We start from the raw sequence: 20,228 nt of genomic DNA on the forward strand, positions 1-20,228 counted from the left end.
TTGAGCCAGTTGCGCACTCGCTGGCTCCGGCGTCGAGGGACTTGAATACCAATGCTCTTCAAACGGCGTATCAAACCGGGCTTCCGTGAACGGATGCGTACTGCGTTGTGGCCGCGCCGCTCGGTCGGCCGGTCGCTGCGCTATTTCGGCAAGCGTGTTCTGCGGCTGCGGGCAACCCCGCACGCTATTGCGGCAGGGCTTGCCGCCGGCATTTTTTCTTCGTTCATTCCCATTCTCGGCGTACATATCGCCGTGGCGCTGGCGATTGCCTGGATCATCGGCGGCAACATTGCCGCCGCCATCCTTGGCACGACGCTCGGCAATCCGCTGTTCCTGCCGTTTATCTGGGGCGCGACGCTGGAGGCCGGACGGTTCATCCTGAGCGGCGGCCCCAGCGACGAGCCTTTCCCGCATCATCTCGGCCACATGCTGCGGCATCTGGATTTCGCCGAATTGTGGGGCCCGATCGTCAAGCCGATGCTGATCGGCGCGATCCCCCTCGGTTTCATCGCTGCCCTGGTGGTCTATTTCCCGACCCGCTGGATCGTTGCCAGCTTCCAGCACCGCCGCAAGGCCGGTTATGCGCTGGAAAAGGTGGCCGAACCCTCATGATCATCGGGATCGGCAGTGACCTGATTGATATAAGACGCATTGAAAAGACATTGGAGCGGCATGGCCGGCGCTTCATCGATCGTGTCTACACGCCGGTCGAGCAGGCCCGCTCCGAACGGCGCAAGCTGCGCGCCGCCTCCTATGCCAAGCGTTTTGCGGCCAAGGAGGCCTGCGCGAAGGCGCTCGGGACGGGGTTGTCCGAAGGTGTTTTCTGGCGCGACATGGGGGTGATCAACCTTCCGAGCGGCGCGCCGACGATGCGGCTCACCAATGGTGCCGCCCGTCGGCTTGAGGCGATTCTGCCCGCCGGACATACCGCGCACATCCACGTGACGATCACCGACGATTTTCCGCTTGCGCAAGCATTCGTGATTATCGAAGCGCTGAAAATCGTGGAATAGCCGCAATCAAACGCCATTGAGCAGAGCTATGTAGCATTGCTCCCTGCAGATTCAGCGGTTAAGAGGGTGCAGCTTAGAAATTTGGAGATATGACGAGCGTGAGCGACAAATCTGTTGTGAAAAAATCTGGCGGTCTTGGCGAGACGATCAGCGTTGTCGTGCAGGCCCTGCTGCTCGCTCTGGTGATCCGGACCGTGCTGTTCCAGCCGTTCAACATTCCGTCCGGTTCGATGCGTCCGACCCTGCTTGAGGGCGATTATCTCTTCGTTTCGAAATTCTCCTACGGCTTCTCGAAATACTCGATTCCCTTTGCGCCGAACCTGTTTTCCGGGCGCATCTGGGCCAGCGAGCCGCAGCGCGGCGACATCGCCGTGTTCCGCAAGCCCAACGATACATCGCTGGATTTCATCAAGCGCGTCGTCGGCCTTCCCGGTGACCGCGTGCAGATGCGTGGTGGCGTGCTTTACCTCAACGACGTGGCCGTGCCGCGCGTCAAGGTTGGCCAGATCAACAATCCCGATGTCACCGAAGTCAACCGTCCCGTGGATGTCTACCGCGAAACGCTGCCGAACGGCGTGACCTATGACACGCTCGATTTGACCCCCAATGGTCTCGGCGACGATACGCGTGAATTCGTTGTGCCGGCCGGCCACTATTTCATGATGGGTGACAATCGCGACAATTCCGCCGACAGCCGCTTTGACGTCGGCTACGTGCCCTTCGAAAACTTCATCGGCCGTGCCAACATCATCTTCTTCTCCATTGCCGGCAAGGCAAGCCCGCTGGAACTGTGGCGCTGGCCGTCGGAGCTGCGCTTTGACCGCCTGCTTCACAGCGTGAACGGAACCTCCTTCACCCCGAAGAGCCAATGAGCCGCCCATGACCCTGTCCGCTGACGCCGTTCGCAGACTGGAGGAGCAGACGAGCCACACATTTCGCGATCTCGCCCGCCTGGAGCGCGCGCTGACCCATGCCAGTGCCCGCCAGTCGGTCGGATCGGATTACGAACGGCTCGAATTCCTCGGCGATCGCGTTCTCGGGCTGGTCATTGCCGAAATGCTCTTCCGCGCCTATCCGACCGCGAGCGAAGGGGAGTTGTCGCTGCGCCTGAACTCGCTGGTCAATGCCGATACATGCGCTGCGGTGGCCGATGAAATCGGCCTGCATGAATTCATCCGCACCGGTTCCGATGTGAAGGGACTGGCGGACAAGCGGCTGAAAAGCCTGCGTGCCGACGTGGTGGAATCGCTGATCGCCACGATTTATCTGGACGGCGGGCTGGAAGCGGCGCAACCTTTCATCCAGCGGTATTGGGATGCCCGCTCGCGCGAGATCAACTCGGCGCAGCGCGATCCCAAGACGGAATTGCAGGAATGGGCACACCAGCAGGATGGTGCCCAGCCCATATATAGCGTGGTCGAGCGCACCGGCCCGGACCACGATCCACAATTTACGGTGAAGGTAGAGGTGAAGGGCTTTGCGCCAGCCACCGGCACGGGGCGCTCCAAGCGCATTGCCGAGCAGGAAGCGGCCGTTGCCCTGCTTTACCGGGAAGGCGTCCGTCAGAAGACGCAGGAAGAAGGACAGACATGACCGAACAGGATGCAACGCCGGAAACGGCCCAGCCCGAAGGCCCGACGCGTTCGGGCTTCATCGCCTTGATCGGCGCGCCGAACGCCGGCAAGTCGACGCTGGTCAACCAGCTGGTCGGCAGCAAGGTTTCGATCGTCACCCACAAGGTCCAGACCACGCGCGCGCTGGTGCGCGGCATCGTCATTCACGACCGCACGCAGATGGTGCTGGTCGATACCCCCGGTATTTTCAAGCCCAAGCGCCGGCTCGACCGCGCCATGGTGACGACAGCCTGGGGCGGCGCCAAGGATGCCGACCTCATTCTGGTGCTGATCGACGTGGAAGAGGGCATCAACGAAGAAGCGGAAGCCATTCTGGGCAGCCTGCACGAGAAGAAGCGCAAGGTCATTCTCGTCCTCAACAAGGTCGACCGCATCGAAGCGCCGAAACTCCTGGAACTGGCGCAGCGCGCCAACGAGAAGGTGAATTTCGACAAGACGTTCATGATTTCGGCCCTAAAGGGCTATGGCTGCAAGGATCTGTTGAAGTACCTTGCGGACAACCTGCCGGAAGGTCCGTGGTATTACCCGGAAGACCAGATTTCCGACATGCCGATGCGCATGCTGGCGGCGGAAATCACCCGGGAAAAGCTTTACCTGCGCCTGCACAATGAGTTGCCATACTCGTCGACCATCGAGACCGAAAGCTGGGAGGAGAAGCCGGATGGTTCCGTCCGCATCCAGCAGGTGATCTATGTCGAGCGCGACAGCCAGAAGAAGATCGTGCTCGGCCACGAGGGGCAGGCGATCAAGGCCATCGGCCAGTCCGCCCGCAAGGAACTGATGGAAATCCTCGAACAGAAGGTCCATCTGTTCCTGTTCGTCAAGGTGCGTGACAATTGGGGCAATGATCCCGAGCGCTACCGCGAAATGGGCCTTGAATTCCCGCACGGATAGCGCGAGTCTCGCCTCATGGAATGGCGGGATGAAGGAATCATACTCGGAACGAGGCGGCACGGGGAAACCAGTGCGATCCTCGAACTGATGACGCGTGCGCATGGCCGCCATATGGGGCTGGTGCGCGGCGGCCGCTCCCGCCGCATGCAGCCGCTGCTGCAGTCGGGCAACCGGGTGGATGTGATCTGGCGCGCGCGCATTGACGAGCATCTCGGCATGATGCAGGTCGAGCCGGTATCCTTTGCCGCTGCCCGGCTGATCGAACAGCCCGTCGGCCTCTATGCCCTGCAGCTGGCTGCCGCGCATCTGCGCCTCCTGCCGGAGCGTGATCCGCATCAGGGGCTTTTCGAGACGCTTGCCATCATCCTCGAACATTGCGACGACCCGCTGATCTCGGGTGAATTGCTGCTGCGCTTCGAGGTGATGATGCTGGAGGAGCTGGGTTTCGGGCTCGACCTGAAACGCTGCGCGGCGACGGGCAGCGGCGACAACCTTGCCTATGTCTCGCCGAAATCCGGCCGGGCTGTATCGCGCGATGCCGGTGCGCCCTGGGCCGACAAGCTTCTGGCGATGCCGCCATTCATGATCAGTTCGAAGGTGCGGGCGGCGTCGCTCGCGGAACTGACGGATGCTTTCCGTCTGACCAGTTTCTTCTTCACCCGGCACGTATGGGAACCGCGGGCGCTGAAGGCGCCGGAGTCGCGCGACGGATTTTTGACGGCGGTATCGCGATCGATAGCAAGGACGGCAGGGCAGGGCCAGGCCGCGCAGGAAAGGTCAGCACAACCATGAGTTCAGATACCATGCCTGCCATCGCGTTTCCCGGTGGTATCGGCACGCTGCCGCTTGCCGATCTGGCAAAGCGCAGCGGTCTCGATGTCCTGCAGGCGATGCTGCGCGGGGAGTATCCCGCTCCGCCCATGGCCAAAACCCTGTCCTTCGCCCTGCATGAGGTCGAGCCGAACCGGGTTGTCTTCAAGGGCGTCCCGGCGCAGGAGCATCTCAATCCGCTGGGCGGCATTCATGGCGGCTGGGTGGCGACTCTGATGGATTCTGCGCTTGCCTGCTGCGTGATGACGACCCTGAAGCCGGGCGAAGCCTACACCACGGTGGAATTCAAGGTGAATCTGGTGCGGCCGCTGTCGCCCGATACCGGCCCTGTCTTCTGCGAGGGCAAGCTTGTGCATCGCGGCCGCACGCTGGCGACCTCGGAAGCCTTCCTGCGCGATGCCAACGGCAAGCTGCTGGCCCACGGCACCGAGACGTGCGCGATTTTCCCGCTCGAAAGTTTCATGCGCGGCGGCTGAGGCTTTTGACGGCACATCAGACCTTGCTACCCGGCGCTCGGCAAGCCGGTTCCCGACAGTCTCAGAACCTTTCGGATCAATGCGTCGGCATCAGCTCCGGCGTCCACTTGCCCGTCGATCATCAGCAATGCCAGCCCGTGGGTCAGCGACCATAGAAACAGGGCCGCTGCGGGAACCTCTTCTGCGGGCAGCCTTTTGTACAAGCCGGCTTTGACCTTTTCATAGGCGCGCTGGCGCAGCGCGCGCACGGCCTCGCTTTCCCTCGAAGCACCGCGCAATCCTTCACCGAACATCAGGCGGTAAAGTGCCGGATTGGCGCGGGCAAAGGCGATATAGGCCTCGCCGGTCGGCGCCAGCATGCCCTTGGCATTGGTCGGGGCTGCTTCCAGCTGCTCGGCGAATTCCGTGAATCCCTGCTCTGCCAGCGACACGGCAATGGCATCAAGGCTGGCGAAGTGATGATAGGCCGAAGGCGCGGATACGCCGACCCGGCGGGCGATCTCGCGCAAACTCAAAGCGCCGGGGCCGCGTTCCTCCAGCAGCCCGCGGGCGGCGGCAAGCAGCGCCTGGCGCAGATTGCCATGATGATAACCGGCGGGGTTCTGATCGTGTTCGTCCATGCGTATTCAGACCATCTTTACACTGTTAGGATTGTAGTCTATTTGAGGTGAACTGACAATGAGAATGGATTTTGCCATGTCACATATCCCGGTCTACGTCTATTTTATCTTCATTGCATTGCTGTGGGTCGGGGTTACGCGCTGCTTCCGGCGCACGATCCGCATCCGGCGGCTTCTCATCATGCCCCTGTTGTTTGCGGCTCTCGGTTTTCGCGGGTTCTTCGGCCTGTTTCCGCATCCGGCGGATCGGGACATCCTCGCCGCGCCGCTGGACCATCGCCATCGACCGGCAGGCCGGACAGATCACCGTGCCGGGTGACATCATGATGTTCGCGATTATCCTTGGCAGCTTCGCCTTCGAGTTCACTCTGCATTACGGCATCGAATCCCATGCTGCATGGGTTGCCATTTGGCCGGTCCAGCCGATTGCCGCGGGTGTCTGGGCGTGGTTTCTCGGCATGACCGCAGGACGCAATGTCAATCTTGCGCTGCGGTATCGCGACCAGCAGGCAGTGCCGGTTCCAGAGGCATCTTGAACACGCATTTTCGGGGTTTGCCGGGCTGAATGGCCAAGCTTTTACCCGGTCTGTGAAAATCTGCCCAGGAACTGGGAAATTGCAGCGAAATCGCCGCGCACAAGTGTGAATTTCGGTCGAATTTTCGGAAAATCCGCTAGTTTTTCCCGCATATCCTGTCAAACATTGGCGCGACGCAAAAACAGCGTTTGGGGTATCGCAGCCGCAGGGTTGCTGGGGAGGTTTAAATGGACAGTTTCTTGGCGGGCCTGAAGGCTGCCGTCGACACGATGGGGCCGACGGTCCTCTTGCCGATCGTTATTTTCATCATTGCCGTGGTTCTTGGCGCCAAGGTGGGGCGCGCGTTCCGTGCAGCCGTCACCATCGGCGTTGCCTTTATCGGTATCAATCTGGTGCTCGGGCTGATGCTCACATCGATTGGCGATGTCGCCAAGGCGATCGTCACCAATACCGGCATTCAGCGCGATATCGTCGATGTGGGCTGGCCGTCGGCCGCTGCCATCGCCTTCGGATCGTCCGTCGGCCTGTGGGTGATCCCCATCGGTATTGCGGTCAATATTGTGCTGCTTTTGACGCGCATGACCCGCACGCTGAACGTCGACGTGTGGAATTTCTGGCACTTTGCCTTCATCGGCTCGCTCGCCGTCGCCGCCACCGACAGCTTGGCCTACGGCCTGATCGTCGCGGCGCTGATGGTCGCGCTCTGCCTGCTGTTTGCCGACTGGTCAGCCAAGGCCGTGCAGCAGTTCTATGGCATTCCCGGCATTTCCGTGCCGCATCTGGCCTCAGCACAAATCCTGCCGATTGCCATCATCTTGAACTGGATCATCGACCGGATTCCCGGCATCAACAAGATCGAGATCAACACCGAAACCTTCGAAAAGCGCTTCGGCGTCTTCGGCGAGCCGGTTATTCTCGGCCTGATCATCGGTCTCGTGCTCGGCGTGATCGCCTACTACAACGCCGGGGATTTCGGCGTGGTTCTCAGCAAGGTGCTGCAGACCGGCATGACCTTGGCTGCCGTGATGCTGCTGCTGCCGCGCATGGTCAAGATATTGATGGAAGGGCTTCTGCCGGTTTCCGATGCGGCGCAGGCTTTCGTCAAGAAGCGGACGGGCGACAGGGAATTGCTGGTCGGGCTTGATTCGGCAATTCTGATCGGCCATCCCGCGGCGATCTCTTCGTCACTGATCCTGGTGCCGATTGCCATCATCCTCTCGGTGATCCTGCCGGGCAACCGCGTCATTCTTTTTGCCGATCTGGCGGTCATTCCGTTCATCGTTGCCATGACAGCGCCGCTGTTGAAGGGGAATGTCTTCCGCATGGTCATTGTCGGCACCTTCACGCTGGCTGTCGGCTTCTATGTCGCCAACGCGCTGGCACCGCTGTTCACCAGCGCGGCCCAGTCGTCCGGCTTCAAGATGCCGGCCAATGCGGTGCAGATCACCAGCGTCGTCGACGGGTTCCTGTGGGTGTCCTATGCGGTGATCGCTGCGATCCGCGGTCTCGGCGCGGCGGGTCTTGGTGTCATTGCCATCGTCATCGCCGGTGCCTTCTGGGCCTATCACCGCAACACCGCCGCATGGGAACGTGCCGCCGGTGCCGATGAAAACGCCGACAAGACTGCCTGACAAGACGTATACTGGAGTAAGTGAATGGCGAAAGCCCTGATGAACTATCTCGATCCCGGGGCGATTGTCCTTGGGGTCGAGGCCGGGAATGATCAGGACGTGATCCGGATTCTTTCCGATCGTTTGCACAGCCTGGGTTATGTGAAGCCGAGCTTTGCCGCGGCGGTGCTTGCCCGCGAGGCGGCGCTGCCCACCGGCTTGCCGCTGGGGTTGGACAACAATGTTGCCATTCCCCATACGGACCCGGAACATGTGCTGAAACCGGGCCTCGCCATGGCGACGCTGTGCAGGCCGGTGGCCTTTTGCAATATGGAGGACCCGGAGGAAAAACTGCAGGTCAGCGTGGTTTTTCTGATGGCCCTCAACGACAAGGACCAGCAGATCGAAATGCTGCAGGAAATCGCCTTGACCATTCAGTCGGCGGACACGATCTCCGCCCTGATGCGATCCACCACTGTTGACGATGTGACCCGGCTTTTGGCCTGATGCGCCATCCGGGATGAAGAGGGACCAATGACCAAACAAAAGACTGTACTTTTCGCCTGCGGAACCGGTATCGCGACGTCGACCGTCGTCGCTCACGCGGTGGAGGACGCGCTGAAGGAACGCGGCATTACGTTCAATTCACGCCAGTGCAAGGCGACCGAGGTAGCCAGCCAGATCGATGATGTCGACCTTGTCGTCACCACGACCCAGTTGCCGAAGGATCTCGGCAAGCCGGTGATCACAACGCTCGCCTTCCTCACCGGCATCGGCAAGGCCGAGGCGCTCGACAAGATCGAGGCGGCATTGCGCGATTAACACTCCGCTTACCATATCGATGCAAATCGCCGCCGTCTGACCCGTCAGGCGGCGGTTTCTGTTTATAACTGTCGCGCTGGGCAAAACCCGGCCCATTGCCGCCGCAGTGCCCCGTCAGTTGTCCCTCTGACCATTGATCCGAAGGAGTGCCCATGCGTATCGCGACGACCCTGTTTCTCTCCCTCGCCATGAGCTGCGCCGCCAATGCCGCCGATCTCATCACCTTTTGGGATACGCCGCAGCATGGCGGCAACAGTTTCAATCGCTTGCCTCCGGACCAGGCCTATTTCGACGCCTTGAAAAAATATGGCGCAAGCTGGGTGCGGCTCTCCTACGACAAGTGGAAGCCGGCCAAGCGGGATTTTCTCATCGGCGATGCCGATCATTACGAGGGCATCCCTCCGTCCGATCTTGCCACGCTGAAGGCGACGCTCGACCGCGCTGATAAGGCCGGCCTCAAGGTCGTCATCACGCCGCTGTCCCTGCCATCCATGCGCTGGTCGCAGAACAACAACGGCACGTTCGATGACCGGCTCTGGCAGGACAAGGCAAAATGGCAGGAGGCAGCGCAGTTCTGGCGGGATCTGGCGACCGCCCTGAAGGATCATCCGGCCATTGCGGCCTACAACATCATCAACGAGCCCGCGCCGGAAAAGATGGGCGGTATTGCCGAACATGCCAGTGTTGCGGACATGCAGGCCTGGTACGGCAAGCAGAAGGGCGGCTCGCGCGACCTGATCGCCTTCTACAACACGGTGATCGCTGAAATCCGCAAGGTCGATCCCGTCACACCTGTCATGGCGGATGCCGGGTGGTATGCAGCTGCCGATGCCTTCAGCTACTGGCCGACACCGCTCGATGACACGAAGGTCGTTTACAGTTTCCACATGTACGAGCCCTACGAAGCAACAAGCGCGCCGAATATCAAGCGGAAGAAGCCCTATGCCTATCCGGGCGAGGTTCCCTATGCCGGATCAACGGTGACATGGAATGCGCAGAACGTTGCCGATTACCTCGCCAAGCCGGTCGACTGGGCCAAGGCGCATCATATCCCGCTCAACCGGCTGGTCGCAGGCGAATATGGCTGCATGCGCATGCTTGCGGGTTGCAAGGCCTATCTCGAGGATGTCTTGACCGTGCTCGATAAAGACAGGCTGCACTGGGCTTTTTACAGTTTCCGTGAGGACAGCTGGGACGGCATGGACTACGAGCTTGGATCGGAAAAGCTGAACTGGAAGTACTGGGAAGCCATCGATGCGAACGAGCCGGATCCGGTCAAACGCAAGGCCACGCCGGAATTCGAACCCATCCGTAAGCGCCTTCAGCCGTAACGCAGCCTATTCGGCCGGTTGCAGGGCGGGGCGGTCCGCCTGGCGCTCTTCAATCGGCCAATGCACGATGGCGGCGAAAATCCCGAGGACGACACTCAGCCACCACACGGGGTTGTAGCTGCCGAAGTGATCGTAGAGATAGCCGCCCAGCCAGACGCCGAGGAAAGAGCCGATCTGGTGCGACAAGAACACGATGCCGCCGAGCATGCCGAGATAGCGCGTGCCGAACATGATGGCGACCAGCGCATTGGTCGGCGGTACGGTTGAAAGCCACATCAGCCCCATCACAATGGCAAACACCACGACGGATGCACCGGTCTGCGGCAACAGCAGGAATGCCGCCACCAGCACCGAGCGGCCGATATAGAGATAGGCGAGGAATTTCGGCTTGGAATAGCGCTGGCTGATGACGCCGGATGCCAGCGAACCGATCACGTTGAAAAAGCCGATCAGGGCCAGCGCCAGCACCGCATATTTGGCATCGATGCCGATATCGCTGATATAGGCGGGAAAGTGCGCGGTGATGAACGCCAGCTGGAAGCCGCAGACGAAAAAGCCTGTCGTCAGCAGCACATAGCTTCTGTGGCCGAGCGCTTCGCGCAGGGCTTCGCCCATGGATTGCTTGTACTGTGCCTCGCTGACGCGGCCGCTGGTGGAATTGCCGCGCAGCGGGATGGCGAGGAGCGGTACGATCAGCATGGCGATGCCGAGATAGACCAGCGCATCAGACCAGCCGAAACGCTCGATCAGCGCAAGGCTGAGCGGCGAAAACACAAACATGCCGGCGGAACCCGCTGCGGTGCCGAGGCCGAAGACGAAGGTGCGTTTTTCGGCCGAAACATTGCGGGCAAATGCGGAAAGGATCGTTCCAAAGGAACCGGAGGCGATGCCGAGGCCGACAAGAAGGCCGCCGCCGATATAGAGCATGCCGGGCGAGGAAGCCCATGCCATGAGGATCAGCCCGGCGCTGTAGAGGATCGCGGACATCAGCAGGACCCGCCATGTGCCGAATTTGTCGGCGATGGCGCCGAAGAAGGGCTGGCCGATACCCCAGAACAGATTCTGCAGGGCGATGGCCATGCCGAATGTGGTGCGGTCCCAGCCTTTGTCATGCAGCAGCGGCAACTGGAAAAGACCCATGGCCGAGCGCGGGCCGAATGTCATGACCGCGATGAGACAACCGGCGGTGATGATCAGCCACGGTAAGCCCGCAGGCTTTGCTGTGCGCGATTGAATCATGGTCTCTCCCCTTAAATCCAGGAGAGAATTATCCTATTTGTACTCTCAATCAATTGAATAGATGTGAATTGGCACATCAACACAATTGATACGTTATGGGTCCTTCGATTCCCTGCCGCACATACAGACAAAGGTTTTCCCGATGCGATTTCTTCTGCCACTTCTGGCTTTGGCCACCATTACCCTGGCCGGTTGCGCCAATTCGGGCCGGGTCAGCCCGCTGGTCTTTTGCGACCGGCCAACGGATATCAACGCGAAAATATTCACCGATTGCTCGCCGCGTCTGGGTGGCGACAGCCCGGCCAAACGTGACCGGCAGGACCGCAACTATTACCGCCACCGGGGAACCACGTACTAACCCTCTGAAATAAATCGGGGAAATGCCCTCAAGCCGGGCGTTTCCATCGGCTCGCACGTCATGCGTGACACAGGGAAAACCCGCGCCGGATTGTCTTCGGCGCGTTCATTCCTCCCGCAATCTTTAGCCGATTGTTGAAAATCTGCCCCTTGAAGCCGTGGAAATATTGGCCTATGTATTCAGCGACGGCCTTGCCGTTTTTCTTTTGATCACAAATATGCTCATATTGAGTATAAATGATCGGCAGCAGGCAATCTGAGGAGGTTGCCCTTGGAGGAAAAGACGATGACCAGCACTGCGCGCACCGTAAACGGCCCTATCGCCGGCCCATCCGCAGCGGAGCGTTTCGGCGTTCTCACCATGCCGGACCTGTCTTTCACCCCGGAAGTGGCGGCGGAAACCGAACACCTCTACCAGCGGGTCGCACATCATATTCCGCGCATCGAATGGCCGGTTTACGCGCCCTATGTGGCGGCGATCAACCGGGTGAAGAAGCAGCGCAATGCCGTCATTCTCGCGCATAATTACCAGACGCCGGAAATTTTCCATTGCGTCGCCGACATTGTCGGGGACTCCCTGCAGCTGGCCCGCGAGGCCACGCGTGTCGACGCGGAAATCATCGTCCAGTGCGGCGTGCATTTCATGGCCGAGACCTCGAAACTGCTGAACCCGCAGAAAACCGTTCTTATTCCGGATATGCGAGCCGGCTGTTCGCTGGCTGAATCCATCACCGGCGCCGATGTCCGCCTGCTGCGGGAAACCTATCCCGGCGTGCCGATCGTCACCTATGTCAACACCTCGGCCGAGGTGAAGGCGGAAAGCGATATCTGCTGCACCTCGGCCAACGCCGTTCAGGTGGTCGAGAGCTTTGGCGTTGACCGGGTTCTGTGCATTCCCGACGAATTCCTGGCGCAGAACGTCGCCGCCCAGACCGATGTCAAGATCCTCACCTGGAAGGGCCATTGCGAAGTGCATGAGCGCTTCACCGCCGATGAGCTTCTGGCTTACAGGGTTGCCGATCCGGATATCCAGATCATTGCCCATCCGGAATGCCCGCCGGAAGTCGTGGCCATCGCCGATTATACCGGCTCCACCAGCGGCATGATCAATTATGTGAAGGACCGGAAGCCTGCAAAGGTGCTTCTCGTCACGGAATGCTCGATGGCGTCGAATATCGAGTCGGAAGTGCCCGGCGTGAAGTTCATCAAGCCGTGCAACCTTTGCCCGCACATGAAGCGCATCACGCTGCCGAACATTCTGGAAAGCCTCGTCTACATGCGTGAGGAAATTCACGTCGATCCGCTGGTTGCCGAACGTGCCCGTCTTGCCGTCGAGCGCATGGTGAACCTCAAGAACTGACCTTCAACCCAACGGCCCGGCTGGGCAACAGGGGTAATTCCGATGAGCGTACCATTCTCCAAGGCCCCGGCGCCGGTTGAGCCGGTGATCATTATCGGTGGCGGTCTGGCCGGCCTGTTCTGCGCGCTGAAGCTTGCGCCGCGTCCCGTCACCATTCTCGCGGCCGCACCCATCGGCCGCGGTGCGTCCTCGGCCTGGGCGCAGGCGGGCATTGCCGCCGCCGTCTCCGACGGCGACACCACGGACAAGCATGTGGCCGACACGATGGCCGCCGGTGACGGCATCGTGGACGAAAGCATTGCACGGCTGATGGCAACGGAAGCCGCTGCCCGCGTGCACGACCTGCTTGGCTACGGCGTGCCGTTCGACCGCGATCTGGAAGGCAAGCTGCAGGTGTCGCGTGAGGCGGCGCATTCGGAAAGCCGCATCGTCCGTGTGCGCGGCGACATGGCGGGCCGCGCCATCATGCAGGCGCTGGTGCACACCGTCGAGAACACCCCGTCCATTCGTGTGATGGAAGGCTATGTGGTGGAAGACATCACCACGGAAAAGGGCGCCGTGACCGGGGTGATCGCCCGCGCCGATGCGGGCCGGGGCGAGAAGATACGCCTTGCATCCCGTTCGGTCGTCATCGCCACGGGCGGCATCGGGCATCTCTATGCGGTCACCACCAATCCGTCCGAGGCGCGCGGCGAGGGCATCGGCATGGCTGCCCGCGCGGGTGCCATGATGGCCGATATGGAGTTCGTGCAGTTTCACCCGACGGCGCTTGACGTGCACAAGGACCCGGCGCCGCTGGCAACCGAAGCATTGCGCGGCCATGGCGCGACACTGATCAACCGCGACGGCGAGCGCTTCATGCTGAAAATCGACAGCGATGGCGAACTTGCCCCGCGCGATGTGGTGGCGCGCGGCATCTATGCCGAAGTCATGGCGGGGCGGGGCGCCTGGCTCGACTGCACCACGGCGGTCGGCGCGGCGTTCCCCGACGAATTTCCGACGGTGTACCGCTATTGCCGCGACGCCGGCATCGATCCCGTGACCCAGCCCATCCCCGTTATTCCCGCCGCCCACTATTTCATGGGCGGTATCCTCACCGATGCCGACGGGCGCACCTCGATTGACGGCCTCTGGGCCTGCGGCGAATGCACCTCGACGGGTGCCCATGGCGCCAACCGCCTCGCATCCAATTCGCTGTTGGAGGCAGTCGTGTTCTCTGCCCGCATCGCTGCCAAAATCGGCAGGGACGGCGCGAAACCGGTCGATAACTGGTCGGCCGGATCGGTCGACCGCGATGACCTGCAGACCGAAGGCGACAGTTCCGCCATGGCGACGCTGCGCAGGACCATGAGCGCCAGCTTCGGGGTGATCCGCAACGGCGAGGATATGCGCGCCGGGCTGAAGGCCATTCTCGCCCTTGAACGGGCCAACCGCGATCCGGCATTCCGCAATGTGCTGGCCACCGCCAAGCTGGTGGCGGTCAGTGCCTTGCGCCGCGAGGAAAGCCGCGGCGGCCATTTCCGCACCGATTTTCCCGAAAAACGCCGGGAATGGCAGCATCGGACATTCCTGACACTGGACGATGCGCAGGCCTATGTCGGCGACATGATGGAACGCGCCTAGGCGCAGGTGGAGAGAGCTGATGAATATGTCTCAGAAAGCAACTGTAGCGCAGAAGGCGTTTCCCCCATCATTGCCGGGACTGCTGATCGACGACGCCGTACGCGCCGCCCTGCTCGAAGATCTCGGGCGCGCCGGTGATCTGACCACCAATGCCACGCTCCCGGAGGAGGCGACCGCCAAGGCGGTTCTGTCCAGCCGCGAGGCCGGCGTGATCTGCGGCATGGAATTTGCCCGCAAGGCCTTCATCCTGATCAATCCCGACGTGACATTCACCGCCCTGGTCAAGGACGGCGTGCGGGTGAAACCCGGCGACATCATCGCCATTGTCGAAGGCAATGCCCGCGCCATCCTGTCGGCCGAGCGCGTGGCGCTCAATTTCCTCATGCATCTGAGCGGAATCTCCAGTTATACCGCCCGCTTTGCCGACCTGATCGCCCATACCCATGCAAGGGTGTGCGACACGCGCAAAACCATTCCCGGCATGCGGACTTTCGCCAAATATGCGGTGAAGTGCGGCGGCGGTTCCAACCACCGCTTCGGCCTTGATGACGCGATCCTGATCAAGGACAACCACATTGCTGTTGCAGGCGGTGTCGCCAAGGCCATTCTGGCCGCGCGGGCCTATGCCGGACATCTCGTCAAGATCGAGGTGGAGGTGGATGGCCTCGACCAGTTCGATGAGGCATTGTCCGTCAATGCCGATGTGATTCTTCTTGATAATATGGGGCCGGAACTGCTTGAAAAGGCGGTGAAAATCAATGCAGGCCGCGCCAGACTTGAAGCATCGGGCAATATTGCGTTTGATACGATCAAGGCCATCGCCGAAACCGGCGTCGATTACATCTCGACCTCTAAGATCACCATGGCAGCGCCAACGCTGGATATCGGACTGGACATAGAACTGAAATGAAAGTCATCGCCACCATCGCCGAGCTGCGCGCCGCCCTCAAGGCGGAACGATTGAAGGGCCGGAGCATCGGTCTCGTGCCGACCATGGGCTATCTGCACATCGGCCACATGACGCTGGTGCGCCACGCGCGCGCCGCCTGCGATGTGACTGTCGTGTCGATCTTCGTCAATCCGACCCAGTTCGGTCCCAACGAGGACCTGTCCACCTATCCCCGGGACATGGCCGGCGATCTCGCCAAGCTGAAAGCCGAAGGCGTCGATTATGTCTTCACGCCGGAGGTGGCCGAAATCTACCGGGCGGGCGCCAACACCATCGTTGAAAACCCGGTTCTCTCGCGCATCCTGATCGGCAAGATCCGGCCCGGCCATTTCCGCGGCGTCAGCACGGTGGTGACGAAACTGTTCAACATCGTGCAGCCGGACCACGCCTTCTTCGGCGAGAAGGATTATCAGCAATTGACGATCATCCGCCGCATGGTCGCCGATCTCGACATGCCCATCGTCATCACCGGCGTGGCAACGGTGCGCGAAGCGGATGGCGTCGCCTGCTCCTCGCGCAATGCCATGCTGACACCCGCACACCGCAAGGCGGCGGCGATCCTGCCGCGCTCGCTCGATCTTGCCGATGCGATGGTGGCAAAAGGGCAGCGTTCGGTGGCGGCCATCCGCAATGCGGTGCGCACGATGCTGGAAACGGAAAAGCAGGGCGACGTCGAAGCCGTCGATATCCGCGACGCCCAGACGCTCGATCCCGTCTCGGGTAAATTCAAACAGCCCGTGGTCATCCTGCTCACGGTGCGCTTCGGCAAAGTCCGGCTGATCGACCAGCGCGTGATCGGCTGACAACAACGCGAGGGGAGCGCATCCAGATGAGCCAGGAAATCGTCATTCGCCGGGTTACGGCGCCGGAAATCCGTGCACGCAAGGGCGGCGAACCCATCGTGGCGCTGACCTCCTATCACGCCAACACGGCCCGCATCGTCGACAATCATGCGGATATTCTCCTCGTCGGCGACAGTCTCGGCATGGTGCTCTACGCCATGGAATCAACGCTTGGCGTGTCGCTCGACATGATGATCATGCACGGCAAGGCTGTCGTGCGTGGTTCGAAACGCGGCATGGTCGTCGTCGACATGCCCTTCGGCAGCTATGAGGAAAGCCCCGCCACGGCGTTCCGCAATGCGGCACGGGTGATGCAGGAAACCGGCTGCGGCGCCATCAAGATCGAAGGTGGCGTGCGCATGGCCGAGACCATCCGCTTTCTCACCGAACGCGGCATTCCGGTGATGGCGCATATCGGCCTGACGCCGCAGTCGATCAACACGCTCGGCGGCTTCAAGACCCAAGGGCGCGACACGGCGCTGTGGCCGCTGATCAAGGCGGATGCCAAGGCGGTCAGCGATGCCGGTGCGTTTTCCGTGGTGCTCGAAGGCATCGTCGAGCCGCTCGCCGCCGAGATTTCCCGGGAAATCCCAATTCCGACCATCGGCATCGGCGGGTCGAAAGAATGTGACGGGCAGATTCTCGTGCTGGAAGACATGCTGGGTTACAACCCCAAACCGCCCAAATTCGTCAAGGTCTACGGCACGGTCGGCGCCGGTATCGACGCCGCGGTGAAAGCCTATGCGGATGATGTCCGCGCACGGGCATTTCCGGGCGATGAGAACGTATATCTCCTGAAGTAAGGTTATGCGGCGCGGATCGTCGGAATTTTGCTGACGTCGACTTCGCGCTCCGCATGCCAGGCGTCATAGGCTGCCTGCATCCGCAGCCATACCGCTGCGCCATCGCCGAAAGCCTTGCCAAGGCGCGCCGCCACGGCCGGGGACACCGGCTTGCGCTCGCCGATAATGTCATAGAAATGTTGGCGCGATATTCCCAGAAGTTGCGCAATTTCCGCCTTGGTCTTTCCAGTCGCCGGAATGATATCATCAAGCAGCGCGCCGGGATGGGACGGGCAACGATCTGGGCTGGATGTCATTTTCGTCATTGGACTTCCTAGTGGTATTGTTCAAAGTCGACGTCATATGCATGACCGTTTTCAAAACTGAACGTGATGCACCAAGGACCATTGATGTGAATGGTGTATCTGGTTGGTTTAAAACCTTTCAGGGAATGAAAATCAAAACCTGGAAGATTCAGCTGTTCGATCCCTGTTGCGACATTAAGGCGATCGAGCCGCACGAGAATTCGCTTGTGCAATCGCACATCAATTTTTGATCTGCCATCACGCCAGAGATCAGCAACCGCTTTATTCTTAAACGTCTTGATCATGTAAGCAGATTGCTTACACTTTGCAATCCCGTCAATTCGACGTTCGTATTATTACCCCTTCCGTTCCATATCGGCGCCCTGCCAATATTCCATCGTGGCCGACTTGTCATAGCCTTCGCCGGTCAGGCGGACGCTGACCCGGCCGGTTTCCGGATAGACGATCACGTCATGCGGGTTCTTCTCGCCGATGATGAGGAAGCGGCAGGGCTCGCTGCTGTGGTTGTAGAAGGAATGTCCGGCCTTCTGGCCCGCGGGAAAACAGACATAATCGCCGGCTTTGACCAGATAGGTCTTGTCGCCGAGCTTCAGGGTCATCTCGCCCGCCACGATCAGCGCCTGCTCTTCCTCCAGCATGTGATAATGGTTGAGGCTGGACTCCATGCCCGGCGCCAGTTCCTCCATCGCAACGCCGACATGGCTGGCACCGCCGAAGGCAGAGAGATAGCGGAAGCGCGAGCCGTAACGGCTGCCTTCCGACCAGTCCTGCCACGGCACGCTTTCCACAGCGAACGGTTCCGCAATGCCTTCGGCGTTCACGGCACTGGGTTTGTCGGTCATATCCCCTCCCTATCCGCGCCCGCCGACCCGCAGGCCCGCGACGCTGCGCTCCTCCAATATATTGTGCCGGAACCGGTAAAGCGCAGCGGGGCGGCCGCGCGCCTGTGTCTGTTCGGCCCCGGTCGGCTCGACCAGTTCCGTCCCTTCCACCAGACGGCGGAAATTCTGCTTGTGCAGGTGGCGGCCGGAGATGGCTTCCACGGTTTCCTGCAGCGCGGTAAGCGTGAAGGTCGGCGGCATCAGTTCGAACACCACGGGACGGTACTTCAGCTTGGCGCGCAGGCGTGAAATCGCCGTCGCCAGGATACGGCGATGATCGAAACTCATGGGCAGGCCGAGATTGCCAGTGAGGGCAGGCGGGTCGGCGCGCCCGTCGCGTACGGCCTCGGTGACGAGACCCGCCTCGTAGAGCAGTTCATAGCGTTCCAGTACACGCTCTTCGTCCCAGGCGATGCCCTCGTCGCCGAAGGCCAGCCGGAACCGGCTCAGGCGCGCATGCGAGTTGCCCTGTTCTGCCCACTGGCACAATGCAGGGCGAATGGTGTCATCGATCATGGCGGGCTTGCCGCCGCGCCAGTCCTCCCACGGCAGGAACGAATACCAGCTGCGCCAGCGTGCGCCGGATTTGCGCAGCGCTTCCCGGTTGTCGTCGGTGATCCGGGTCAGTGCGAGATAACCGACGGAGACGATGTGCAGATCACGGTCCTCGGCCGTCTTGTGCCGCCCGCGGTCGCCGAATGTGTAGAGCTGCTCGACATAACCGAGGCGCAGCGGCGTCTGCTCCGCCACCCACTCGCGCAGGCCTGTCTCGAAGGTGCGGTGCGCCAGCGGATTGAACGGCCCGAACGGCAGTTCATCGCGCTGCGCATCGTCGCTGGCCGGTGTCGTCAGGATCAGCGGGTCGTTGTCGGCAACCGCGGCGATGGCGGCGCTCAGGTTGATTTCGACGGCGTTGGGCGCACCGGTGGTTGTCATGGCTGGACCGCGAGCGGCAGGATGAAGGGGGTGCCTTCAAATGCGTCCTCGCCGCGCCCGATCGCCTTGATCGCATCGACCATGCGCCCCTTGCGGCCAAGGATGTCGTCGCCGAGGGCAACCAGCCTGCTGTTGGGCGTGGCGGAAGGCGCGTTCCGGCGCAGGGTCTGGGCCAGCCAGACCTCGTCAAGCGCGGGGTTGAGCGCCAGCGCGGTGATATAGGCCCCGGCGGTGGAGCGCGAGATACCGGCATAGCAATGCACGAGCAGCGGCGCCTGCCGGTCCCAATTGCGGCCGAAGGCGATCAGGCTGTGCACGTGCTCGGCACCCGGCGGCGTCATGCCGTCAGCCGGTTCGATGATATCGTTGAAACCGAGAAACAGGTGGCGCGCTTCGGCGATTTCGGCGGGCCGTTCAACCGGGGTGCCCATGTTGATCAGGGTCACCATGTCCCGTGCGCCGGACCGTGTTGCCGTTTCGGCAAGCCGGGAAAGGGGAGTGACGATGATATGCGGCATGGCTGGCCTCTATGTCTTGCTGGCGCGATGTGATTCCAATACAGCAAAACGCTGCAAAAAGGCATTCTGCGCATTCTGGGTGGCCATGGCCGTCAAGTCGAGACATTGCGGGTCGATTCCGCGCGGCCGCCCGAAGAAAAGCACGGCCTCCTTCTCAGCAAAACCGGCAAGCCGCGTCGCCTCGAAATAGGCGGCGACGGCATCGGCGCGTTTGATCAGGCCGCGCAGACTTTGCGATACGGTTGGCGGCAGGGCAAAGCGCAGGTGGATGGCCTGCTGCAGGCGCAGCTCGACGCTCTTGTAATCGCCGCCCACCACCGCCTTGAACGGTGAGATCATGTCGCCGATCACATATTCCGGCGCATCGTGCAAAAGTGCTGCCAGCCGGTGCTCGGTGCTTGCATCGGGGACGATCAGGCCGAAGATGTGCTCGACCAGCAGGGAATGCTGCGCCACCGAATAGGCGTGCTCGCCGACGGTCTGGCCGTTCCAGCGCGCCACGCGCGACAGGCCCTGCGCGATATCTTCGATTTCGATGTCGAGCGGCGAGGGGTCAAGCAGGTCGAGCCTGCGGCCCGACAGCATGCGCTGCCATGCCCGCGTTTCTTTGGTCTGCTTGGTTTTGGCTGCTGCCGGTTTCGGCATGGA

At 61.3% G+C, this 20,228-nt stretch carries 27 protein-coding genes; 19 read left to right on the top strand and 8 right to left on the bottom strand.

All coding sequences use genetic code 11. From position 1 onward, the window contains the following. Positions 1–51: 51 nt before the first annotated feature. From AC1Q5O_RS02490 to AC1Q5O_RS02520, 7 genes are all read left to right on the top strand, one after another. Positions 52–612, top strand: a complete 561-nt coding sequence (locus tag AC1Q5O_RS02490) for a DUF2062 domain-containing protein (protein WP_464659715.1) — start codon at positions 52–54, stop codon at positions 610–612. Beyond that, a complete protein-coding gene (acpS, locus tag AC1Q5O_RS02495; protein WP_492561801.1) occupies positions 609–1,013 on the top strand; it encodes a holo-ACP synthase in 405 nt (134 codons plus the stop codon). Before AC1Q5O_RS02490 ends, acpS begins: the two co-directional genes overlap by 4 nt. A gap of 89 nt (positions 1,014–1,102) precedes the next feature. Next, the gene (gene lepB, locus AC1Q5O_RS02500) at positions 1,103–1,885 is read left to right on the top strand and encodes a signal peptidase I (protein ID WP_288194245.1); all 783 of its coding nucleotides are present in this window, start codon (positions 1,103–1,105) and stop codon (positions 1,883–1,885) included. A gap of 7 nt (positions 1,886–1,892) precedes the next feature. Continuing rightward, positions 1,893–2,606 carry a ribonuclease III gene (rnc, locus tag AC1Q5O_RS02505; protein ID WP_464659717.1) on the top strand — a complete coding sequence of 238 codons (714 nt, stop codon included), beginning with the start codon at positions 1,893–1,895 and terminating at the stop codon, positions 2,604–2,606. After that, positions 2,603–3,541, top strand: coding sequence for a GTPase Era (gene era / locus AC1Q5O_RS02510; RefSeq protein ID WP_472461444.1), 939 nt, complete (start codon positions 2,603–2,605; stop codon positions 3,539–3,541). Before rnc ends, era begins: the two co-directional genes overlap by 4 nt. A 15-nt stretch (positions 3,542–3,556) precedes the next feature. After that, complete coding sequence (recO, locus tag AC1Q5O_RS02515) at positions 3,557–4,333, top strand: DNA repair protein RecO (RefSeq protein ID WP_492561802.1); 777 nt, start codon at positions 3,557–3,559, stop codon at positions 4,331–4,333. Then, the gene (locus tag AC1Q5O_RS02520) at positions 4,330–4,848 is read left to right on the top strand and encodes a PaaI family thioesterase (RefSeq protein ID WP_464659721.1); all 519 of its coding nucleotides are present in this window, start codon (positions 4,330–4,332) and stop codon (positions 4,846–4,848) included. Before recO ends, AC1Q5O_RS02520 begins: the two co-directional genes overlap by 4 nt. A 26-nt stretch (positions 4,849–4,874) precedes the next feature. Here AC1Q5O_RS02520 and AC1Q5O_RS02525 read toward each other — a convergent pair whose 3' ends face one another. Continuing rightward, the gene (locus AC1Q5O_RS02525; RefSeq protein WP_464659723.1) at positions 4,875–5,468 is read right to left on the bottom strand and encodes a TetR/AcrR family transcriptional regulator; all 594 of its coding nucleotides are present in this window, start codon (positions 5,466–5,468) and stop codon (positions 4,875–4,877) included. Positions 5,469–5,544: 76 nt separating this feature from the next. Here AC1Q5O_RS02525 and AC1Q5O_RS02530 point away from each other — a divergent pair, with 76 nt between their 5' ends. The 6 genes from AC1Q5O_RS02530 (at position 5,545) to AC1Q5O_RS02555 (ending at position 9,767) form a co-directional block, all read left to right on the top strand. After that, the gene (locus AC1Q5O_RS02530; RefSeq protein ID WP_492561803.1) at positions 5,545–5,787 is read left to right on the top strand and encodes a DUF6622 family protein; all 243 of its coding nucleotides are present in this window, start codon (positions 5,545–5,547) and stop codon (positions 5,785–5,787) included. A gap of 4 nt (positions 5,788–5,791) precedes the next feature. Then, positions 5,792–6,004 carry a hypothetical protein gene (locus AC1Q5O_RS02535; RefSeq protein WP_492561804.1) on the top strand — a complete coding sequence of 71 codons (213 nt, stop codon included), beginning with the start codon at positions 5,792–5,794 and terminating at the stop codon, positions 6,002–6,004. A 227-nt stretch (positions 6,005–6,231) separates the two neighbouring features. Further along, entirely contained in the window at positions 6,232–7,635 is a 1,404-nt protein-coding gene (locus AC1Q5O_RS02540; protein ID WP_492561805.1) for a PTS galactitol transporter subunit IIC, read from the top strand. A gap of 24 nt (positions 7,636–7,659) precedes the next feature. After that, entirely contained in the window at positions 7,660–8,121 is a 462-nt protein-coding gene (locus tag AC1Q5O_RS02545; protein WP_463011436.1) for a PTS sugar transporter subunit IIA, read from the top strand. A 27-nt stretch (positions 8,122–8,148) separates the two neighbouring features. Beyond that, entirely contained in the window at positions 8,149–8,436 is a 288-nt protein-coding gene (locus AC1Q5O_RS02550; protein ID WP_464659729.1) for a PTS sugar transporter subunit IIB, read from the top strand. A 152-nt stretch (positions 8,437–8,588) separates the two neighbouring features. Further along, positions 8,589–9,767: a glycoside hydrolase family 5 protein gene (locus tag AC1Q5O_RS02555; protein ID WP_492561806.1), complete on the top strand. Its 1,179-nt coding sequence runs from the start codon at positions 8,589–8,591 to the stop codon at positions 9,765–9,767. Positions 9,768–9,773: 6 nt separating this feature from the next. Here the strand turns inward: AC1Q5O_RS02555 and AC1Q5O_RS02560 are convergent, their stop codons facing one another. Next, positions 9,774–11,006, bottom strand: a complete 1,233-nt coding sequence (locus tag AC1Q5O_RS02560) for an MFS transporter (RefSeq protein WP_464659731.1) — start codon at positions 11,004–11,006, stop codon at positions 9,774–9,776. Between the two features lie 142 nt (positions 11,007–11,148). On the opposite strand from AC1Q5O_RS02560, the gene AC1Q5O_RS02565 reads away from it, so the two are divergent. The 6 genes from AC1Q5O_RS02565 to panB all read left to right on the top strand — a co-directional run bounded on the left by AC1Q5O_RS02565 (position 11,149) and on the right by panB (position 16,940). After that, positions 11,149–11,364, top strand: coding sequence for a hypothetical protein (locus AC1Q5O_RS02565; RefSeq protein WP_223611288.1), 216 nt, complete (start codon positions 11,149–11,151; stop codon positions 11,362–11,364). 285 nt (positions 11,365–11,649) lie between these two features. Beyond that, complete coding sequence (nadA, locus tag AC1Q5O_RS02570; protein WP_472461436.1) at positions 11,650–12,723, top strand: quinolinate synthase NadA; 1,074 nt, start codon at positions 11,650–11,652, stop codon at positions 12,721–12,723. A 42-nt stretch (positions 12,724–12,765) separates the two neighbouring features. Beyond that, entirely contained in the window at positions 12,766–14,346 is a 1,581-nt protein-coding gene (locus AC1Q5O_RS02575) for an L-aspartate oxidase (protein ID WP_492561807.1), read from the top strand. A gap of 19 nt (positions 14,347–14,365) precedes the next feature. Then, a complete protein-coding gene (gene nadC / locus AC1Q5O_RS02580; RefSeq protein ID WP_464659737.1) occupies positions 14,366–15,256 on the top strand; it encodes a carboxylating nicotinate-nucleotide diphosphorylase in 891 nt (296 codons plus the stop codon). Further along, a complete protein-coding gene (gene panC / locus AC1Q5O_RS02585; protein WP_492561808.1) occupies positions 15,253–16,098 on the top strand; it encodes a pantoate--beta-alanine ligase in 846 nt (281 codons plus the stop codon). Before nadC ends, panC begins: the two co-directional genes overlap by 4 nt. A gap of 26 nt (positions 16,099–16,124) precedes the next feature. Then, positions 16,125–16,940: a 3-methyl-2-oxobutanoate hydroxymethyltransferase gene (gene panB / locus AC1Q5O_RS02590; protein ID WP_492561809.1), complete on the top strand. Its 816-nt coding sequence runs from the start codon at positions 16,125–16,127 to the stop codon at positions 16,938–16,940. A 2-nt stretch (positions 16,941–16,942) separates the two neighbouring features. Here the strand turns inward: panB and AC1Q5O_RS02595 are convergent, their stop codons facing one another. From AC1Q5O_RS02595 to AC1Q5O_RS02620, 6 genes are read right to left on the bottom strand one after another with little or no spacing between them, the layout of a single operon-like run. After that, positions 16,943–17,245, bottom strand: a complete 303-nt coding sequence (locus tag AC1Q5O_RS02595; RefSeq protein ID WP_492561810.1) for a HigA family addiction module antitoxin — start codon at positions 17,243–17,245, stop codon at positions 16,943–16,945. Positions 17,246–17,253: 8 nt separating this feature from the next. After that, a complete protein-coding gene (locus AC1Q5O_RS02600) occupies positions 17,254–17,529 on the bottom strand; it encodes a type II toxin-antitoxin system RelE/ParE family toxin (protein WP_492561811.1) in 276 nt (91 codons plus the stop codon). 51 nt (positions 17,530–17,580) lie between these two features. Further along, entirely contained in the window at positions 17,581–18,087 is a 507-nt protein-coding gene (locus tag AC1Q5O_RS02605) for a cupin domain-containing protein (RefSeq protein ID WP_492561812.1), read from the bottom strand. A gap of 9 nt (positions 18,088–18,096) precedes the next feature. Further along, a complete protein-coding gene (locus AC1Q5O_RS02610; protein ID WP_492561813.1) occupies positions 18,097–19,062 on the bottom strand; it encodes an NUDIX hydrolase in 966 nt (321 codons plus the stop codon). Further along, entirely contained in the window at positions 19,059–19,580 is a 522-nt protein-coding gene (locus AC1Q5O_RS02615) for a tyrosine phosphatase family protein (protein WP_492561814.1), read from the bottom strand. Before AC1Q5O_RS02615 ends, AC1Q5O_RS02610 begins: the two co-directional genes overlap by 4 nt. Positions 19,581–19,589: 9 nt before the next feature. After that, positions 19,590–20,225: a YfbR-like 5'-deoxynucleotidase gene (locus AC1Q5O_RS02620; RefSeq protein ID WP_492561815.1), complete on the bottom strand. Its 636-nt coding sequence runs from the start codon at positions 20,223–20,225 to the stop codon at positions 19,590–19,592. Between the last annotated feature and the right edge of the window lie 3 nt (positions 20,226–20,228).

Source organism: Phyllobacterium sp. MT110, assembly GCF_058792715.1.

What these genes read in the sequence shown, in the direction of transcription:
- AC1Q5O_RS02540 (WP_492561805.1), top strand. Translation starts at nt 6,232, where the DNA reads ATGGACAGTTTCTTGGCGGGCCTGAAGGCTGCCGTCGACACGATGGGG.
- panB (WP_492561809.1), top strand. Translation starts at nt 16,125, where the DNA reads ATGAGCCAGGAAATCGTCATTCGCCGGGTTACGGCGCCGGAAATCCGT.
- AC1Q5O_RS02560 (WP_464659731.1), bottom strand. Translation starts at nt 11,006, where the DNA reads ATGATTCAATCGCGCACAGCAAAGCCTGCGGGCTTACCGTGGCTGATC.
- nadC (WP_464659737.1), top strand. Translation starts at nt 14,366, where the DNA reads ATGAATATGTCTCAGAAAGCAACTGTAGCGCAGAAGGCGTTTCCCCCA.
- acpS (WP_492561801.1), top strand. Translation starts at nt 609, where the DNA reads ATGATCATCGGGATCGGCAGTGACCTGATTGATATAAGACGCATTGAA.
- era (WP_472461444.1), top strand. Translation starts at nt 2,603, where the DNA reads ATGACCGAACAGGATGCAACGCCGGAAACGGCCCAGCCCGAAGGCCCG.
- AC1Q5O_RS02550 (WP_464659729.1), top strand. Translation starts at nt 8,149, where the DNA reads ATGACCAAACAAAAGACTGTACTTTTCGCCTGCGGAACCGGTATCGCG.
- lepB (WP_288194245.1), top strand. Translation starts at nt 1,103, where the DNA reads ATGACGAGCGTGAGCGACAAATCTGTTGTGAAAAAATCTGGCGGTCTT.
- AC1Q5O_RS02565 (WP_223611288.1), top strand. Translation starts at nt 11,149, where the DNA reads ATGCGATTTCTTCTGCCACTTCTGGCTTTGGCCACCATTACCCTGGCC.
- panC (WP_492561808.1), top strand. Translation starts at nt 15,253, where the DNA reads ATGAAAGTCATCGCCACCATCGCCGAGCTGCGCGCCGCCCTCAAGGCG.
- AC1Q5O_RS02600 (WP_492561811.1), bottom strand. Translation starts at nt 17,529, where the DNA reads ATGATCAAGACGTTTAAGAATAAAGCGGTTGCTGATCTCTGGCGTGAT.
- AC1Q5O_RS02535 (WP_492561804.1), top strand. Translation starts at nt 5,792, where the DNA reads ATGATGTTCGCGATTATCCTTGGCAGCTTCGCCTTCGAGTTCACTCTG.
- AC1Q5O_RS02555 (WP_492561806.1), top strand. Translation starts at nt 8,589, where the DNA reads ATGCGTATCGCGACGACCCTGTTTCTCTCCCTCGCCATGAGCTGCGCC.
- AC1Q5O_RS02615 (WP_492561814.1), bottom strand. Translation starts at nt 19,580, where the DNA reads ATGCCGCATATCATCGTCACTCCCCTTTCCCGGCTTGCCGAAACGGCA.
- rnc (WP_464659717.1), top strand. Translation starts at nt 1,893, where the DNA reads ATGACCCTGTCCGCTGACGCCGTTCGCAGACTGGAGGAGCAGACGAGC.
- AC1Q5O_RS02530 (WP_492561803.1), top strand. Translation starts at nt 5,545, where the DNA reads ATGTCACATATCCCGGTCTACGTCTATTTTATCTTCATTGCATTGCTG.
- recO (WP_492561802.1), top strand. Translation starts at nt 3,557, where the DNA reads ATGGAATGGCGGGATGAAGGAATCATACTCGGAACGAGGCGGCACGGG.
- AC1Q5O_RS02545 (WP_463011436.1), top strand. Translation starts at nt 7,660, where the DNA reads ATGGCGAAAGCCCTGATGAACTATCTCGATCCCGGGGCGATTGTCCTT.
- nadA (WP_472461436.1), top strand. Translation starts at nt 11,650, where the DNA reads ATGACCAGCACTGCGCGCACCGTAAACGGCCCTATCGCCGGCCCATCC.
- AC1Q5O_RS02605 (WP_492561812.1), bottom strand. Translation starts at nt 18,087, where the DNA reads ATGACCGACAAACCCAGTGCCGTGAACGCCGAAGGCATTGCGGAACCG.
- AC1Q5O_RS02595 (WP_492561810.1), bottom strand. Translation starts at nt 17,245, where the DNA reads ATGACGAAAATGACATCCAGCCCAGATCGTTGCCCGTCCCATCCCGGC.
- AC1Q5O_RS02520 (WP_464659721.1), top strand. Translation starts at nt 4,330, where the DNA reads ATGAGTTCAGATACCATGCCTGCCATCGCGTTTCCCGGTGGTATCGGC.
- AC1Q5O_RS02620 (WP_492561815.1), bottom strand. Translation starts at nt 20,225, where the DNA reads ATGCCGAAACCGGCAGCAGCCAAAACCAAGCAGACCAAAGAAACGCGG.
- AC1Q5O_RS02575 (WP_492561807.1), top strand. Translation starts at nt 12,766, where the DNA reads ATGAGCGTACCATTCTCCAAGGCCCCGGCGCCGGTTGAGCCGGTGATC.
- AC1Q5O_RS02525 (WP_464659723.1), bottom strand. Translation starts at nt 5,468, where the DNA reads ATGGACGAACACGATCAGAACCCCGCCGGTTATCATCATGGCAATCTG.
- AC1Q5O_RS02610 (WP_492561813.1), bottom strand. Translation starts at nt 19,062, where the DNA reads ATGACAACCACCGGTGCGCCCAACGCCGTCGAAATCAACCTGAGCGCC.
- AC1Q5O_RS02490 (WP_464659715.1), top strand. Translation starts at nt 52, where the DNA reads ATGCTCTTCAAACGGCGTATCAAACCGGGCTTCCGTGAACGGATGCGT.